The 17,736-nt window shown below is 32.9% G+C and carries 16 protein-coding genes; 5 read left to right on the top strand and 11 right to left on the bottom strand.

The window, feature by feature from the left end; all coding sequences use genetic code 11:
- Nucleotides 1-11 precede the first annotated feature (11 nt).
- Together Z053_RS0126230 and panB are read right to left on the bottom strand one after the other, a co-directional pair.
- Nucleotides 12-710 carry an RluA family pseudouridine synthase gene (locus Z053_RS0126230; RefSeq protein WP_025667929.1) on the bottom strand — a complete coding sequence of 233 codons (699 nt, stop codon included), beginning with the start codon at nucleotides 708-710 and terminating at the stop codon, nucleotides 12-14.
- Nucleotides 711-848: 138 nt separating this feature from the next.
- On the bottom strand, nucleotides 849-1,667 hold the full coding sequence (panB, locus tag Z053_RS0126225; RefSeq protein ID WP_025667928.1) for a 3-methyl-2-oxobutanoate hydroxymethyltransferase: 819 nt from the start codon (nucleotides 1,665-1,667) through the stop codon (nucleotides 849-851).
- A gap of 159 nt (nucleotides 1,668-1,826) precedes the next feature.
- On the opposite strand from panB, the gene Z053_RS0126220 reads away from it, so the two are divergent.
- The gene (locus tag Z053_RS0126220) at nucleotides 1,827-2,306 is read left to right on the top strand and encodes a nuclear transport factor 2 family protein (protein WP_025667927.1); all 480 of its coding nucleotides are present in this window, start codon (nucleotides 1,827-1,829) and stop codon (nucleotides 2,304-2,306) included.
- A gap of 71 nt (nucleotides 2,307-2,377) precedes the next feature.
- Here the strand turns inward: Z053_RS0126220 and Z053_RS0126215 are convergent, their stop codons facing one another.
- Nucleotides 2,378-3,802, bottom strand: coding sequence for an L-serine ammonia-lyase (locus Z053_RS0126215; RefSeq protein WP_025667926.1), 1,425 nt, complete (start codon nucleotides 3,800-3,802; stop codon nucleotides 2,378-2,380).
- 227 nt (nucleotides 3,803-4,029) lie between these two features.
- Between Z053_RS0126215 and dnaK the strand changes: the two genes are divergently transcribed.
- Complete coding sequence (gene dnaK, locus Z053_RS0126210; RefSeq protein WP_025667925.1) at nucleotides 4,030-5,949, top strand: molecular chaperone DnaK; 1,920 nt, start codon at nucleotides 4,030-4,032, stop codon at nucleotides 5,947-5,949.
- 95 nt (nucleotides 5,950-6,044) lie between these two features.
- On the opposite strand, the gene Z053_RS29405 is transcribed toward dnaK, so the two are convergent.
- Nucleotides 6,045-6,233, bottom strand: coding sequence for a hypothetical protein (locus Z053_RS29405; RefSeq protein ID WP_025667924.1), 189 nt, complete (start codon nucleotides 6,231-6,233; stop codon nucleotides 6,045-6,047).
- Nucleotides 6,234-6,656: 423 nt separating this feature from the next.
- Between Z053_RS29405 and Z053_RS0126200 the strand changes: the two genes are divergently transcribed.
- Nucleotides 6,657-7,391, top strand: a complete 735-nt coding sequence (locus tag Z053_RS0126200; RefSeq protein ID WP_025667923.1) for a head GIN domain-containing protein — start codon at nucleotides 6,657-6,659, stop codon at nucleotides 7,389-7,391.
- Between the two features lie 71 nt (nucleotides 7,392-7,462).
- On the opposite strand, the gene Z053_RS0126195 is transcribed toward Z053_RS0126200, so the two are convergent.
- Genes Z053_RS0126195 through Z053_RS0126185 form a run of 3 tightly spaced genes read right to left on the bottom strand, consistent with a single transcriptional unit; the run spans nucleotide 7,463 to nucleotide 10,453 of the window.
- Entirely contained in the window at nucleotides 7,463-8,140 is a 678-nt protein-coding gene (locus Z053_RS0126195) for a DNA alkylation repair protein (protein ID WP_025667922.1), read from the bottom strand.
- Nucleotides 8,141-8,153: 13 nt separating this feature from the next.
- Nucleotides 8,154-9,869: a gamma-glutamyltransferase gene (gene ggt, locus Z053_RS0126190; protein WP_035096938.1), complete on the bottom strand. Its 1,716-nt coding sequence runs from the start codon at nucleotides 9,867-9,869 to the stop codon at nucleotides 8,154-8,156.
- Nucleotides 9,866-10,453 carry an acyl carrier protein phosphodiesterase gene (locus Z053_RS0126185; protein WP_025667920.1) on the bottom strand — a complete coding sequence of 196 codons (588 nt, stop codon included), beginning with the start codon at nucleotides 10,451-10,453 and terminating at the stop codon, nucleotides 9,866-9,868. The genes ggt and Z053_RS0126185 overlap by 4 nt, the downstream gene beginning before the upstream one ends.
- Before the next feature lie 317 nt (nucleotides 10,454-10,770).
- Here Z053_RS0126185 and glmM point away from each other — a divergent pair, with 317 nt between their 5' ends.
- Nucleotides 10,771-12,159 (top strand): phosphoglucosamine mutase, encoded by a 1,389-nt coding sequence (gene glmM, locus Z053_RS0126180; RefSeq protein ID WP_025667919.1) that lies wholly within the window; start codon nucleotides 10,771-10,773, stop codon nucleotides 12,157-12,159.
- A gap of 411 nt (nucleotides 12,160-12,570) precedes the next feature.
- Here the strand turns inward: glmM and Z053_RS0126175 are convergent, their stop codons facing one another.
- The 3 genes from Z053_RS0126175 to Z053_RS0126165 form a co-directional block, all read right to left on the bottom strand.
- Complete coding sequence (locus tag Z053_RS0126175) at nucleotides 12,571-13,470, bottom strand: lysophospholipid acyltransferase family protein (RefSeq protein ID WP_025667918.1); 900 nt, start codon at nucleotides 13,468-13,470, stop codon at nucleotides 12,571-12,573.
- A gap of 66 nt (nucleotides 13,471-13,536) precedes the next feature.
- Nucleotides 13,537-14,436, bottom strand: a complete 900-nt coding sequence (locus Z053_RS0126170) for a lysophospholipid acyltransferase family protein (RefSeq protein ID WP_025667917.1) — start codon at nucleotides 14,434-14,436, stop codon at nucleotides 13,537-13,539.
- 132 nt (nucleotides 14,437-14,568) lie between these two features.
- Entirely contained in the window at nucleotides 14,569-15,468 is a 900-nt protein-coding gene (locus tag Z053_RS0126165; RefSeq protein ID WP_025667916.1) for a lysophospholipid acyltransferase family protein, read from the bottom strand.
- Between the two features lie 140 nt (nucleotides 15,469-15,608).
- Here Z053_RS0126165 and Z053_RS0126160 point away from each other — a divergent pair, with 140 nt between their 5' ends.
- Nucleotides 15,609-16,259, top strand: a complete 651-nt coding sequence (locus Z053_RS0126160; protein ID WP_025667915.1) for a rhomboid family intramembrane serine protease — start codon at nucleotides 15,609-15,611, stop codon at nucleotides 16,257-16,259.
- Nucleotides 16,260-16,311: 52 nt separating this feature from the next.
- Here Z053_RS0126160 and Z053_RS0126155 read toward each other — a convergent pair whose 3' ends face one another.
- Nucleotides 16,312-17,445, bottom strand: a complete 1,134-nt coding sequence (locus Z053_RS0126155) for a TlpA disulfide reductase family protein (RefSeq protein ID WP_025667914.1) — start codon at nucleotides 17,443-17,445, stop codon at nucleotides 16,312-16,314.
- Between the last annotated feature and the right edge of the window lie 291 nt (nucleotides 17,446-17,736).

Raw genomic sequence — 17,736 nt, 5'->3', positions numbered from 1 at the left:
AACCCAAAAGCTTAATTTAGACAATCTTTCCAAATAGGATCAGAAGGAGGAGGAGCGATGATAGCTATAGTTTCTTTTTTAACGGGATGAATAAAAGTTAATTTTCGGGCATGTAAATGAATACTTCCGTCTTTATTACTACGATGTGCTCCATATTTTAGGTCACCTTTGATTATGCAACCAATACTGGAGAGTTGTGATCGTATTTGATGATGGCGCCCTGTATGAAGATCAATTTCTAACAAACAATAATTATCTAACTTTTTGATTAGTTGATATTCTAAAACTGCTTTTTTGCTATCAGGAACTTCGGTAGCATGTGCATACGATTTATTTTGTCTTGGATTGCGTTTTAACCAATGTGTTAAGTTGTCATGTTTTTTAGGAGGACAATCTTTTACCACAGCCCAATATGTTTTTTGAGCTTCTTTGTTTGCAAATAACGCGTTAAGCCTAGGAAGTGCTTTGCTTGTTCTTGCAAATACGACAATTCCGCTGGTAGGACGATCTAAACGGTGTACAACCCCTAGATATACTGCCCCCGGTTTATTATATTTTTCTGCAATATACTCTTTGACAACTTCGCTAAGAGGTTTGTCCCCCGTTTTATCACCTTGTACAATATCCCCTGGGCGCTTATTAACAATAATAATATGATTATCTTCATGCAGCACCTGAAGATTGTTTTTATTTGAAATGATTTTTGACATCCGTGATTTTTAGATCGTTTGATTTTTAGAACTATTGTAATGAAGACTTAAATTTTGATGTCATTTTAATAATTAATTTCAATCCTATAAAAAGTTTATTAAGTTTGATTTGATCGATAAACTTTAAATTGAATGAAATTAATATTGCTCATTCTCATTAGGAAAATCAACAGCTTTCACATCGGTAACGTATTGTTTAAAAGCATTAGTCATTTCTGTATATAAATCTAAATAACGTCTTAAAAAACGAGGATTAAATTCATGGGTCATTCCTAGCATGTCATGAGTAACCAATACTTGTCCATCTACACCATTTCCTGCTCCAATACCAATGATAGGAATAGTAAGGCTTTCAGCTACTTCTTTAGCCAATTTGGCAGGAACTTTTTCAAGAACGATTGCAAAACATCCTGCTTTCTCAAGCATAAGTGCATCTTGTTTTAGTTTCTGGGCTTCTTGTTCTTCTTTGGCACGAACAGTATAGGTTCCAAATTTATATATAGATTGTGGAGTAAGACCAAGGTGTCCCATAACCGGGATACCGGCATTAAGGATTCTTTTAATAGATTCCTTAACTTCTTTTCCTCCTTCAAGTTTTACAGCATGCCCCCCTGATTCCTTCATAATACGAATTGCAGAACGTAAAGCTTCTTTAGGATCACTCTGGTAGCTTCCAAAGGGTAAATCTACAACGATTAGTGCGCGATCGATTGCTCGAATTACAGAAGATGCATGATAAATCATCTGATCTAATGTAATCGGCAAAGTAGTTTCATGACCTGCCATTACATTTGAAGCAGAATCCCCGACGAGAATAACATCTACTCCGGCACCATCTACAATTTTGGCCATCGTGTAATCGTAAGCGGTTAGCATCGATATTTTTTCTTGGTTAGCTTTCATCTCTACAAGAGATTTTACCGTAACGCGCTTATAATCTTTTTTTGCTGTAGACATTTTAAATTGTTTTTTTAGGATTGTAAAAGTAATCAATTACCTATATGGTAACAAGTGTAATTTGTTTTTGATTTTTCTTTGATACAATGAAGTGAAAATTATATAGTATAGAAGTGATTAAAATCTTATTTTTATACCTATTCAAAAATAATGAACATTATGTATAAAGTATCAATATTGGTTGTTTTATTCTTCTCATGCCATGTTTTTTCTCAAAAAAATATATCTAAAGATGACCAAAATCGTTATGAAAAAGAAGTGAAACAGACTGTTTTAGAATTTTTTGAAGGTTTTCATGCTGGTGACACTGCTAAAATGAAAACTACTATAGATAAAAACATAGCAGTACAAACTATTGTGAGAACCAAAGAAGGAGAGATAAAAACAGTAAAGAATGATATAGAAAAAATTTTAACTGCTATACAAAATAGACCAGCAGAGCAAAAATGGGATGAACGATTATTAGCATTTAAAATCGAAGCAGATTCTGCAATTGCAAATGCATGGACTCCTTATGAGTTTTATGTCAATGATAATTTTAGCCATTGTGGCGTAAATGTATTTCAACTATTTAATGACGGTAAAACCTGGAGAATTATAGCTATCGCCGATACTCGATTTAGAGAAGGGTGTAAGTAATAACATACTTATTAAAAACCTGCAATGTTATAAGTTTTGAGCTTTGTATTTCGTTACAGGTAATTTATAGGTTAACAATCACTAAGATTTACTTTTACTGCCAAACCACCTTCACTGGTTTCTTTGTACTTTGTGTTCATATCCTGAGCAGTTTCCCACATAGTTTCAATTACTTTATCTAATGGCACTTTAGCATTTGCAGCATCCGTATCTAAAGCCATTTCGCAAGCATTAATAGCTTTTATGGCTCCCATAGCATTTCGTTCAATACATGGGATTTGTACCAATCCGGCGATGGGATCACATGTTAATCCCAGGTGATGTTCCATTGCAATTTCACTTGCCATTAATACTTGTTCTGGAGTACCTCCCATAAGTTCGGTTAATGCTCCAGCAGCCATTGCAGACGATACTCCAATTTCTGCCTGACAACCACCCATAGCTGCAGAGATCGTAGCTCCTTTTTTGAAAAGACTTCCAATTTCTCCTGCAACCAGCATAAATTGTTTTACATCATCAAAATTTGCATCATGGTTTTCGATAACCATATAATACATCATTACTGCCGGAATTACACCAGCACTTCCGTTAGTAGGAGCAGTAACTACACGACCCAAAGATGCATTTACCTCATTAACTGCCAAAGCAAAACAGGAAACCCATTTTAATATTTGACGAAATTTTACTTCGGTATTTCGTATAGCTTCAATCCATTCTGTTGGAGTAGTGTAAGCTGTAGTACCTATTAATTTTTTATGCGTATCATATGCTCGTCGTCTTACATTTAATCCACCAGGTAAAGTACCTTCAGTATGACAACCAGTATACATTGATTCTAGCATTACCTTCCAGACTTGTGCAATTCTTTCATCAATCTCGGCATCACTTTGTAAGGAACGCTCATTGTCTAGAACAATTTCAGATACTTTTTTGTTTTTCGATGTACAATATTCCAAAAGATCAGTTGCCTTATGAATTGGCATAGGAAATTGTTTGAAAGCAGTAAGTTTTTTTTCTTTTCTCTTACGTTCTTCTTTTACTACAAAACCTCCACCAATAGAATAAAAAGAAGACGATACTTTTTTTCCATCTTTCAGGTCGGCATGAAAAGTCATACCGTTAGGATGAAATTCTTTAAACTCTCTATTAAATATAATTTGTGTTTTTGGATCAAAAGATACCTGAAGTTCACTATTAAAGAAGAGTTGCTTAGAAGTGTTTATGTTTTCAATAATAGTATCAATTGTAGAAACATCAATAGTTTGAGGATCGTAACCACATAAACCTAAAATTACAGCAATGTCGGTAGCATGACCTTTTCCTGTTAGTGATAATGATCCAAAAAGATCGATAGTAATTGTTGAGACAGATTCAAAGAGTTCTTTTTCTTTAAGTTCTGTGATCCATCTTCTTCCTGCACGCCACGGACCTAATGTATGTGAACTTGAAGGGCCTACGCCTATTTTCAGCATATCAAAAACACTGATGCATTCCATAATACAAAATTATTGATAAAATTTCGGGGGTAAATATAGTTTTTTGACAACAAAGAAACTCATTTTTTAAAGAATAGTTAATATTGTTTTTCTTTTAGCTTTATGATCAATTCATTAAAGAGTATACTGCAATGATGACATCCTGTCAGATAGATCGTAATGGCATAATCATTGACTTAACAGCAATAAGTTATTAAGAATAATAGTATAACAATTTAAGATAAATAATGAGTAAAATAATAGGAATAGACTTAGGGACAACCAACTCTTGTGTTTCTGTAATGGAAGGTAATGAGCCTGTAGTAATCCCTAATGCCGAAGGTAAAAGAACTACCCCTTCTGTAATAGCTTTTGTAGAAGGAGGAGAAATTAAAGTAGGAGATCCTGCAAAACGTCAAGCGGTTACAAATCCAACTAAGACTATCTCTTCTATTAAGAGATTTATGGGAAATAAATTCTCAGAATCTTCAAAAGAAGCTGAAAGAGCAGCCTATAAAGTGGTAAAAGGAGATAATGATACACCTCGAGTAGATATCGATGGACGTTTATATACACCGCAAGAATTATCTGCAATGACACTTCAAAAAATGAAGAAAACAGCAGAGGATTATCTTGGTCAGGATGTAACCAGTGCAGTAATTACTGTACCTGCTTACTTTAATGATGCGCAACGTCAAGCTACCAAAGAAGCTGGTGAAATCGCTGGTCTTAAAGTAGAGCGAATTATTAATGAGCCTACAGCAGCAGCTTTGGCTTATGGACTTGATAAAAAAGGTACAGATCAAAAGATTGTTGTATTTGATTTTGGTGGAGGTACACATGATGTATCAATACTTGAGTTAGGAGACGGAGTTTTTGAAGTATTATCTACAGATGGAGATACCCATTTAGGAGGAGATGACGTAGATCAGAAAATCATTGATTGGTTAGCAGAAGAATTTAAGGCTGATGAGAATATGGATCTTAGACAAGACCCTATGGCTTTACAACGTCTAAAGGAAGCTGCAGAAAAAGCTAAAATCGAATTATCATCTTCTTCACAAACAGAGATTAATCTACCTTATGTTACTGCTACTTCTAGTGGACCTAAGCATTTGGTGAGATCATTAACCAGATCAAAATTTGATCAATTAATAGATGATTTAGTAAAACGTACAATAGAGCCTTGTCGTACTGCACTTAAAAGTGCAGGATTATCGACAAGTGATATCGACGAAATTATATTAGTAGGTGGGTCTACACGTATTCCTGCAGTACAAGAAGCAGTAGAAAAGTTTTTTGGGAAATCGCCAAGTAAAGGAGTAAACCCTGATGAGGTTGTAGCCGTTGGAGCTGCAATTCAAGGAGGAGTATTAACAGGAGATGTTAAAGACGTACTTTTATTAGATGTTACTCCGCTTTCTCTTGGTATTGAAACAATGGGTAATGTAATGACTAAACTTATTGATGCCAATACAACAATCCCTACCAAGAAATCACAAGTGTTTTCTACAGCAGCAGATAACCAGCCATCGGTAGAGATTCATGTACTACAAGGTGAGCGCCCAATGGCAGCAGATAATAAGACAATTGGTCGTTTTCATTTAGATGGGATTCCACCAGCACAAAGAGGAACTCCTCAGATCGAAGTTACTTTTGATATCGATGCTAATGGTATCATCAAAGTTTCTGCTACAGATAAAGCTACAAACAAATCTCAGGATATTCGTATCGAAGCTTCTTCTGGATTAACAGAGGAAGAAATCGAGAAAATGAAAAAAGAAGCAGAGGCAAATGCCGAAGCAGATAAGACAGCAAAAGAAACTGCAGATAAGCTTAATGAAGCAGATGGAATGATCTTCCAGACAGAAAAGCAACTTAAAGAGTTTGGTGATAAATTATCAGATGATAAGAAAAAACCAATCGAAGAAGCTTTAGAAGAATTGAAGAAAGCATACGAATCTAAAGATTTGGCTTTAATTCAACCTGCTCTTGATAAAATCAATGAAGCATGGAAAGTCGCTAGTGAAGAAATGTATAAAGCTCAGGCTGATGCACAACAGGGCGGACAACCTGGACCTGACGCTGGAGCGGGAGCAGACCAATCTCCTGGTGATGATTCTGAAGGAAGCGATGTAGAAGATGTTGATTTTGAAGAAGTAAAGTAAATATAAACTAGTTTGTATAATTTAAAAATGCGTAGCTTTTGGCTACGCATTTTTTGTTTTTCTATATATGACCATAGGCCTTTATCATTAGAATTCTAATATGGAGTTGGACATTCTGGAGAACCAGCACAGCAGTTATATGCATATGACCAACAACACCTTTTATGAGGATTCCAATGATAACCACCTTTTGGGCATTCACCTTTTGGAGGCCCCCCTCCAGAAATCTTTTTTTGCTCAGTTTTGTTTAAAGATTTTCCAAGATTCGAAATTTTTTTTAACATGATAAAATAAATAATTTGATTAATAAATTTACGATGGTTTAAAGACATTCGTAACTTCTGTCTTAGCTATAATTTTTTGTGTACGTAAGGCAATTTAGTTTCCTTTTTTAGATTATAAAATGCAATGTAGGTTTTAGTGATAGATGATTTGTAATTAGTGATGAGTATCATATTGTAAGTGACGAATATTTAATAATTAGGGATGATATATTTCGTTAAAAAATGAACTTGAAATGTATCCGTTTTTGATAGAGGTTTTTTATAGCTTTAATTACCTCCAATTACGCAGCTGTTTTTAGTTGCTTTTTCAGTTTTTTGAATTTTGTACTCTGCTAACTGTAACAATATGAGAATAGTTTTGTCTTTTGATTATAAATAGAGTGATCTATTCATAACTAAATTCTTCATCTAAATTATATAAATATGAAAACACAAAACATTAATATTACAATGCTGCTATGCATGGTAATAGCTTTGCTTACTATTAATCCAGTGATGGCACAAAAAAAAATGAAGGGTAATGGTAATGTTATTACCCAGGAAAGAACAATATCACCTTTTAATGAAATTATCGTAAATGGGGTTTATAATGTATACCTTACTCAGGGACAAAATGAATCTGTGAAAGTAGAAACTGATGAAAACCTGCAAGAAGCCGTAATTGTTAAAAACAAAGGGAATGTACTGGTTTTAGGCTGGAAAAAAGGAATAAACGTGAAAAGAAAAACCAAAATGAACGTTTATGTAACTCTAAAAGATATAACAAAGTTAGAGGTAAAGGGAGTGGGAAATGTTAAAACTTCTTCTAAACTTTCCTTAAACGCACTCGATGTTGAGGCATCTGGAGTAGGAAATGCATCTTTAGAGCTAGATTGTAAGAAATTAGATGGTGAAATTTCTATGGTAGGTAATTTTACTTTGAAAGGAAAGGTTGCAGAGGTAACTCTTGATAATAATGGAACAGGAGCTTTAAGAGCTTTTGATTTGGTTGCTCAGAAATTAGAGATAAATAACTCTGGTATCGGAAAAGTAGAAGTAAATGCACAACAAGAAATAAGCATAACTTCTTCTGGTATTGGTAGTGTTTATTATAAAGGAAATGCTAAAACTACAAAATTAGACCATCGTGGGATGGGTAAAATAAAAAAGGTAGATTAAGTACAGAATAATTTAAGTGTTACTATTCTTTATCTGTCATATAGAGCCCTAATACCAGGGCTCTGGGCAGATTATGATAAACGAATTCTTTTTAATCCTTCTTTTTCAGATAAAGGTTTCAGTTTAGTGTTGGTTATAAAGTTTACTACGGCATCAGGATTTACTTTTGAGTATTCTCGCAACGCCCAACCGATAGCTTTCTTTATAAAGAACTCATTAGAAGATTTATGTTGCTCACAAAGACTACATAATAATTGATAATCTGTTTGGTCTTTATATCCTAATTGAAACAAGATTGCACTTCGGTTAAGCCACATCTTATCAGAGTTTGAAAAATTCTCAATTACGGGGTGTATTTGATTTGGGAATTGCAATAAATATTTACCTAAAATATGTTTTGCTATAAAATCAACCGAATCCCACCAGGAATTAGTGGTAATCAGTTGTTCTATAAAATCAATATCACCTATATTATATTCTTTTTTTAAAAACCGATCGACCAGTTCCATAGCACAATAATGAAGTTCTCGTTGAGACTTTTTATAGAGCACATTTGCAATACTAATTACATTATCATGAGTAAGAGTAGGTGTGTATTGAAGAATAATATCTTTTAGAAGCGATTTTCTTACAGGAGCTTTTATGCCATAATAAGAAAACCGATTTTTCATATAGGCTTCCATTCGTATTGCTTCTTTAGCATTAGCATGCTCTTGAAATATAGAAATTAGAGAGGTTGTGAAATCCATGTTTTTATATAGATTAAAACCCTACGGCAGTATCATCACCTCTTTTATCTGCTCCGCCTTCGAGTCTTCCATCAGGAAGAACAAGAATACCATCAACCTTGCCTATAATTTTAGAATCTTCTTCATTAATTTGATATCCTTTTTGCCGTAGGCTATCTAATAAGGTAGTATCAAATAATTCTGGTTCAAACACTACTACATCGGGTAGCCATTGATGATGAAACCTGGGAGCATTAACCGCATCTTGCATAGTCATTCCGTATTCTTTCACATTTAAAATTGTTTGTAGTACAGAAGTAATGATGGTAGATCCACCAGGAGTACCAACAGACATCCAAAATTTTCCATCTTTCTCTACAATTGTAGGAGTCATAGAACTTAACATTCTTTTTTCGGGAGCTATTGCATTGGCTTCTGCACCTGTTAATCCAAACATATTTGGGATACCAGGTTTGGCACTAAAATCATCCATCTCATTATTTAGAAAGAAGCCTAATTCTGGAACATATAATTTAGAACCATAAGCTCCGTTAAGTGTCGTTGTTACCGAAATAGCATTTCCGAACTGATCTACAATAGAGTAGTGAGTAGTTTCATCACTTTCATACCCTGGGATACCGCCATGTTTAATATCTGAAGATAATGTAGCCTTGTCAAAACTAAAATCTAGCATGCGATCAGAAAGGTAGGATTCATTAATCAATGTATCGATAGGGATTTTTACAAAATCAGGATCACCCAAATAAAAACTGCGATCTGCATAAGCCCTTCGTTCTGCTTCTGTAATTACCTGAATACTTTTAAGAGAATTATGACCATAGCTGTTTAGATCATAAGGTTCGATCATCTTCATAATCTGAGCAAGACATATACCACCACTCGAAGGTGGAGACATAGAAGTTATATTTAGGTTCTTATACCTAAACTGTACAGGTTTACGCCATTTTGCTTTGTATTTCCCCAAATCATCCATAGTGATGATACCACCTCTGGATTGGATAAAACTGACCAGCTTTTGACCAGATTCACCTTCATATAACTCGGCAGCTCCATTTTTAATAATCCTTTCTAATGTTTCAGCCAGTTTTATGTTTTTTAAGGTATCATTGGCTTTATAACCCCTAAGAATAGGAATTGTATCTTCATTAGCCTCATAGAATAAATCTTTATAATGTACAAAGCGTCTTTCTTGTTTTTCGGTAATGACAAAACCTCTTTTTGCCAATTGCACTACAGGAGTAAGTATATCTTCAATAGGTAAGGAACCAAATTTTTTATGCACTTCAAAAATACCGGCAATAGTTCCGGGAACACCAACAGCCATAGCACCAAGTTGACTTTTTTTAGGGATAAACTCTCCCTTGTCATCCAGGTACATATCTTTGGTAGCAGCCAAAGGTCCTTTTTCTCTATAATCCAAAGCTCCGGTTTCACCATTAGCTTTTCGGTATACCATAAATCCACCACCTCCCAGATTTCCTGCTACAGGGTATGTAACCGCTAGAGCCATCGCTGTACCAACCATAGCATCAAAAGCATTTCCTCCTTTTTTCATGATGTCTGCTCCAATTTTTGAAGCTTCTTCCCGGGCAGAAACAACCATAGCTTTTTGGGTAACAAGACCAACAACTGGTTTGACCTCTTGCTTTATTTCTGTATTGGTTTTACATGAAAAACTTATAACAAGTAAAGAAATGTAAAATAAATGTCTAATGGATCTTATGTTCATAATATTCTTATTTCATTTTTAGTGTAAAACTCTAATTCTTCAAAAAAAGAACGAAATTCTTTATCAAAATCAGCGTAATATTGTTCGAGTTCGATAACTGCAAAATTCATCTTAGATCTATTTTTTGTTCTCTGATTCATTTGATATAATATAGTGCCAATTCCTTGAATGGTTGCATAGCTAAGAAGCCAGTTGTCTTTAATCATATAGGGCATAAAATTTTGAATCTGTTTGGGTAAAACTTCATGATATTCATATAATAAATCATAAAACTCTGCTACATACGTTTCAAGAGGAATATCAGAATATTCTTTCCAATTAGCTGCAAGAAAATGATCATAAAGAACATCTACGATTACAGTACTGTAATGCCTGTATTTTGGAAATAACCTAGACACACTTTTTCTTACAATGGTATGAGTATCGGTATAAGAGTCAATTTTACGATGCAAAGTGATACCTTGCTGAATACGATTGGGATATTGTAGTAGTTGCTTTTTTCCTTTGACAGAGTCTGCTATAAAATTACCTATTTTAAGTTCTTGGTCTTCACCAGAAAGATATATGTGGGCTAGAAAATTCATTGGGTTAAAATACGATTTTTTAAATACTAATATCTATTAATTATAGTCGTTTGTAAGACAAAAAGTATCACTTGTAAAAAAGTAAAGGCCAACAGTTAAAATAAATTACTTTTGATGATATACCTAAAACATAGATGATGAGGTGCGCTATTATTATTTTGCATTTATCGTGTAATAAAGAAATAGCAAGTGAAGATTTTAAAGATCTATTAATTTTAGAAAAAACTGATTGTGTTTATAAAATTATAACCTATTAAATTGTTGCTGTTTGTCATATCTTGTACATTTGTTCGAAATAGAAAAATCAATCAAAATATATGACATTAATAAAATCAATTTCAGGGATTAGAGGAACAATTGGAGGAACAGTTGGTGATAATCTTACTCCGGTAGATGCGGTAAAATTTGCTTCGGCTTATGGAAGTTGGCTAAAAAATGAAACTAATAAAGATCACCCAATAGTAGTTGTTGGTCGAGATGCCAGAATTTCTGGCCCTATGATTCAGCAATTGGTAATGAATAGTTTGGTTGGATTAGGGATTCATGTTATTGATTTAGGCCTTTCTACGACACCTACCGTAGAGATTGCTGTTCCTTTAGAAAAAGCAGATGGAGGAATAATTCTTACAGCTAGTCACAATCCGAAACAGTGGAATGCGTTAAAATTACTGAACCATAAAGGAGAATTTTTGAATGCAGAGAATGGTAAAAAGATTTTGGATATAGCAGAAAATGATGAATATGTTTTTGCAGAGGTTGATGATTTGGGAAGTATCACAGTAAATGATACCTATATCGATAAACATATTGAAGAAGTGCTAAATCTATCTCTGGTAGATGCAGAATTGGTGAGTAAATCTGGTTTCAAAGTTGTTGTAGATGCTGTTAATTCTACAGGAGGTATTGCCATACCGAGATTACTTAAGAAAATGGGAGTAGAGACTATTGAATTATATTGTGAGCCTAATGGACACTTCCCCCATAACCCAGAACCATTAAAAGAACATTTAACAGATTTGTCAGAATTAGTAGTTAAGGAGAAGGCAGATATGGGAATCACCGTCGATCCTGATGTAGATCGTCTTGCTTTTATGAGTGAGAATGGAGAAATGTTTGGAGAAGAATATACATTGGTTGCCTGTGCCGATTTTGTATTAGGAAAAACTGGTGGCAATACTGTTTCTAATTTATCATCAAGTAGAGCGTTAAGAGATGTAACACAAAAACATAATGGTAACTACGAAGCAAGTGCTGTGGGCGAGGTTAATGTAGTAGAGTTGATGAAAGCAAATAATGCAGTTATCGGTGGCGAAGGTAATGGAGGGATTATATATCCAGAATCACATTACGGAAGAGATTCGTTGGTAGGAGTAGCCTTATTCCTTACACACCTGGCAGAAAAGAAATGCAGTGTAAGCGAGTTACGAGATAGTTACCCTTCTTATTTTATGAGTAAAAATAAAATTCAGCTAACTCCAGATTTAGATGTTGATGCTATTTTAAAAGGGTTTCATTCAAAATACGTTTCAGAAGAGGTCTCTACTGTTGATGGCGTAAAAGTAGATTTTGAAGATTGCTGGGTACATTTACGTAAAAGTAATACGGAACCTATTATTCGTATTTATACCGAAGCCTTGAGCCAGGAAAAAGCAGACTCATTAGCAGAAGATACGATCGTTACTTTAAAAGAAATAGCTGGAATCTAAAATTTAACCAAACGTATTATTTGCTTTGAACTTTTCTTTGAAAAGAGTAGGTAAGATATCTATTTCTACTTCGGGTTGATGTAGATATCTTATTTTTAGATAAAATTAAGGTTAAATAATATTCTTCTATTTACTCTGGTATTTTTAGAACCTAGATTAGGAAGAAGTTTAGGGCAAAGTTCTTATTAATAGATAGGTGTATTAGTGATATACATGTTTTAAAGTGAAAATATAGGAAATGTTTATGTAATAAACCCCTGGAAACCATTAGGCTTAATTACTTCGTATGCCAAAAACATAACATCTAATAAATTCTAAAAGGCATCAGGTTTGGTAAAAAGAATATAGCTCTGCTAGGATAATAAAATATACTTGATCAAACTATACGTTATAACAAATTTGACGCATAGATTAATCGACTATGGCTCCCTCAGGAATTTGTGAATTCCTATGTTTCCAGCGTTTGTGAGTCCATAAGTAATATTGAGGTTTTTCGCGAATTTGATTCTCTAGTAATTGAAGGTATTTTTTTATGATGAAATATGGCTCTTCTTCTTTGCTGTTTTCAGAGATAGGGATAAATCTTACTTCATAATGCCCTCGTTTTACTTTTTCTACATGAAGATATAACACAATAACATCAAGTCGTTGTGCTAAGAACTCGCCTCCTAAAAATATAGGAACTTTGACTCCCATAAAATCGGTCCAATATTTTGCGTTGTAAATTTTTGGAGATTGATCAGAGATCATACCATATCCGCATACAGTACCTTCCTTTTTATCTTTTATAATTTGTCTTGCAACCTTATGACTTGGAATAAGTCGGGAGTCAAAACGCCCTCGGATACGATGCGCAAGACGATCAAAATATTTGTTTTCTATTTGTTTATAGATTCCTACACATGGGTTTAAAGAAACAAGATCAACTGCATTAGACCATTCGAAACTACCATAATGTCCCATTAATGTAATTATACTTTTATTTTTCCTTTCAAACTCATGAAACTCATCCAGATTTACAACTTTATATCGTTTTATTAATTCTTCTCTAGAAATTGAAAGCGATTTTGTCATTTCTAAAAACATATCACACATATGTTTATAAAATGATTTACTAATATCATGGATTTCTTTTTTAGATTTTTCTGGGAAAACCAGTTGTAAGTTTCCTGTTACTGTTTTTCTTCTGTACCTAATGACATAGTATACCAAAATATAAGCAAAGGTAGAAAATGCATAAAATAATCGCCAAGGTAGTTTAGAGATGCCTAATATTATAGGATAAACTAAGTAATATATAATTAATTGCATAAATGTAGTGTAGTTAAAAACGCATAAAGATAAGCTTATTTGGCAGTATGTGGATGAATCCAAATTTTAATCTATAGTGGCATCTTCAGGAATAGGCGCATTGCGGTGTTTCCATCGTTTGTGAGACCATAGGTAATACTGTGGTTTATTATTAATTTGGTTTTCCAGTAATCTAAGGTAACTTTTTACAATAGAATAATCTTCACAGTTTTTCGAGTCTTCTGTTAGTGTAACAAAAGTAGCCTGATAGTACCCTCTTTTTATTTTTTCAACTTGTAGATAATATGTATTTAATCCTAATCGTTTCGATAATACTTCTGCACCTAAAAAAACAGGAACCTTAATGCCCATAAAATCAGTCCAAAAGGTTGCTTTATATAATTTTGGAGATTGATCAGAAATTAGTCCGTACATATATAACCCTCCTTTAGTTTGGTCTTCTGTGATTACTTTCATCGCATCTTTGGTACCTACTATTCTCGAACCAAATCGGGCTCTAATTCGATGTACTAACCGATCGAAGTATTTATTTCCTATTTTCTTATATACTCCAACTGCCTGAAAATTTGTTTGTATATCAATTACATTTGCCCACTCATAACTAGCATAATGGGCCATAAGTATCATTATATTTTCTTCCTTAGCTTCTAATTCGTGTAGTTTTTCAATATTTGTAACCTTAAATCGTTCTTTCATTTCTTCATTTGAAATGGATATCGATTTAATCATTTCAAGAAACATATCACACATATGCTGGTAAAACTCTTTTCGTATTTTTTTGATTTCTCGAAAAGTTTTGTTTGGGAAAACTAACTCTAGGTTTTGAGTTACAGTTTTTCTTCGGTATCGAAAAATATAATATACCAGGAAAAAAATGCCTGTAGAAAATGCATAAAAAAGTCTCCATGGTAATTTTGAAATAAACCATAAAAAAGGGTAAACTAATTTATAGATAATTAATTGCATAAAAAGGAGGGGTTTAATTCACGAAAATAGTAGTATTTTGTTAAAACCAGCGATTTGAGTATTAAAAAAAATAAAAATATAGCGTAATAAAAACGAAATGATAAAATTGTTAGAGAACACAATATGTTTGATCTAATCTACTACTGCACTTTTAGGAATTTTTGTATTTCGATGTTTCCATCGTCTATGAGTCCAAAGATAATACTCAGGATTTTCTTTGATTTGATTTTCTAATAAAGAGAGATAGTTTTTTGTAATAAAATGGTCTTCACAGTTTTTGGGATCATCGGTAATTTTTATGAATTTTGCTTGATAATAACCACGTTTTATTTTCTCTACTTTTAGGTACATTACAGGCATATCTAACCTTTTTGCCAGTACTTCTCCTCCTGTAATAACAGGAACTTTAATGTTCATGAAATCAGTCCAGTATAATGCATTTTTCAATTTAGGAGATTGATCAGATAACAAGCCATAGGCGCATAATTTGCCGTTTACTTTATCTCGAGTAATCTCTTTAATCACCTTACGATGCCTTATAAGTCTTGTATTAAATCTACCTCTTATACGATGTGCTAATTGATCAAAATGTTTGTTTTTAATTTTTTTGTACACACCAACTATAGGAAAATCCATTGCAAATTGAGCAGCAATTGCCCACTCATAACTAGCATAATGCCCCATTAATACAATAATACTTTTTTGATGAGATTGTATTTCTTTAAAAGTATGAGGGTCAAGTATTGTAAATCTTTTGGTCATTTCTTCTTTAGAAATAGAAAGACTTTTTATCATTTCCATAAACATATCGCACATATGTTTATAAAATTTTTTACGAATTTTATAAATTTCATCTATAGGTTTTTCGGGAAAAGCTAATGTTAGGTTTTTTGTAACTACCTTTTTTCTATAGCCAATAATGTGATACACTAAAATATAAACAGTACTGGATAAAAAATATAATAATCGCCAGGGTAATTTAGATATTACCCACAACATTGGATAGACTAAACGATATACAAATAATTGCATTCGATAAAATTAAATTGAGGACACAAATATAAAATTATTCGCTTTTTTTTATCATAAACTTTTGCTAATAAGAAAAGGATAATTTAGTTAGATTTTTTGAGGTTAAAATATATAGTATATTTGGATAAAATTAAAGTTGCATGGGGACACTTGACATAGTTATAATTATAATTATTGGGGCTAATATATTGATGTCATTAAAGGGGTTTAATGATTTTTCATTTTTTGAGAAATATAAGTTTAATATAGGAGGGATAAGAAGAGGAGAACAGCTAAGAATGTTAACTTCAGGTTTTTTGCATGTAGATATGATGCATTTGTTCTTTAATATGTTTACACTCTATTTTTTTGCGCCTGTTGTTGTTAGCTTTTTTGGTAATGTTAAGTTTTTGATAGTATATTTTGGGAGTTTATTAATGGGGAATTTGTTTTCCTTGTTTTTTCATAAAGACGAATATCATTATAGTGCCGTAGGAGCGAGTGGTGCTGTTTCTGGAGTTATATATGCGGGCATATTATTTAGACCAGATATGAGTTTATATTTGATGTTTATTCCAATTCCTATTCCTGCATATATTTTTGGTATAGGGTATTTAGTATATTCTATTTTTGGGATGAAAAACCAAATAGGAAATATAGGCCATGACGCGCATTTTGGAGGAGCCGTTGGAGGGTATGTAATAACTTTAATATTGGCTCCCTGGTTATTTCAGGAAAATTTATTTATGATAGGTTTATTAGCAGTTCCTATTATAATCCTTTTTATTTTACAAAGGCTAGGAAAACTATAAGTAAAAAACGACCCACAAGAGGTCGTTTTTTACTTATATTCTATATGTTGAATTAAAGAGACTTTTGTTCTAGTAATTCTGATATTTTCTTTTCTAATGCGGGTCCTCTAAGGTTCTTGGCAATTACATTTCCTTTTTCATCGATGATAAAAGTGGCAGGTATGGATCTCACACCATAGGCTCTGGCAATTGGTTCTTGCCAAAATTGTAAATTAGAAACATGATTCCATTCTAGGTTATCATCAGCAATTGCTTTGGTCCAGGCTTCTTGTTTTTTGTCTAAAGAGACTCCTATAATATTAAGTCCTTTATCGTGGTATTTGTTATATACTTTTACAACATTTGGATTTTCTATCCTACAAGGCTTACACCACGAAGCCCAAAAATCGATAATGGTAATTTTACCCATAGATTCTTTAAGAGATAGCATCTTACCTTCTGGAGTTGGAGCAGAAAAATCTTCGGCAGTAACACCAATATCTATTTTCTTTTGTTTAGAAACAGCTACTGCATTATTGATAAGCATGTTTAAGTTTTTACCTAACCTTGTTGGTTTTAGGGTATCATCAATTTGATCAAATTTCAATTTAGCTTCTTGTGCGGTTAACATCTTAAGGTTTAAGAGCTCTGTGATAGCTATAATAGATACTAGTGAATTCGTATTATCTGTAATATCTTTTCTAAATTGCTTTTCTTTTTCAATCAATTCTTGTCTTTCGAGAGCTATCTTAACCACTTTATCGGTTTCACCCAATTTTGAAGCAATCTGATATTGATTATTTAGATTTAATTTCTCTTCACCATATTTTTTAATAGTATTAATATAGGAAAAGAACAACTCATTTTCAGAACCTCCTTTAACTACAGAAGAGCGTAAACTATCTTTGTAAATAGTCATTTCAATAGGATTGTTCTCAGCCATAAACAATACATTACCTCTTATGTCTTTAAAAGTTAAATAATTAAAATCATTATTTTCTGGAGGAGGTAAAGTGATCTCAAACTTATCCTGTTGTATGCTTGCAGAATCAATAATAATAGGCCTGTTAGATTGACTAATTGCATTAACATACACTACTGTTCCATCTTCGAAACCAGCAGTATTGGCAGTAATAGTATATCCTTTTTGATCTTTTTGACAAGCTACAAGTAGGAGAATTGTAACAAACAAAGCAACTCTTTTCATAATAATTTGGATTATTTGATCGTAAAAATAAAGAATCCAAAGTATATACTCCAAAAATTAACGTTGTAGATAAAAAGAATTGTTAAAAACTCTATTTAGGTGTTCTACAAAATCAAAAGAAAAATCGTATCTTTTATGTAACAAATCCATAGGTTTTTAGTCTAACATAAATAGCAGATACCTACGGATTTTTAATAAAAAGATGGCAGAATTCAATTTTAATGGATTTTATGTCCAATTTTTTCAATTGCATTCGTCAAGTATAGTAGTACTATAGATATATTATATTTT

Origin of the sequence: Aquimarina megaterium XH134, assembly GCF_000520975.1 — a bacterium.
Classification (GTDB): domain Bacteria; phylum Bacteroidota; class Bacteroidia; order Flavobacteriales; family Flavobacteriaceae; genus Aquimarina; species Aquimarina megaterium.
The sequence above is the reverse complement of the archived record's forward strand: the minus strand, read 5'-3'. Positions and strand labels throughout refer to the sequence as shown.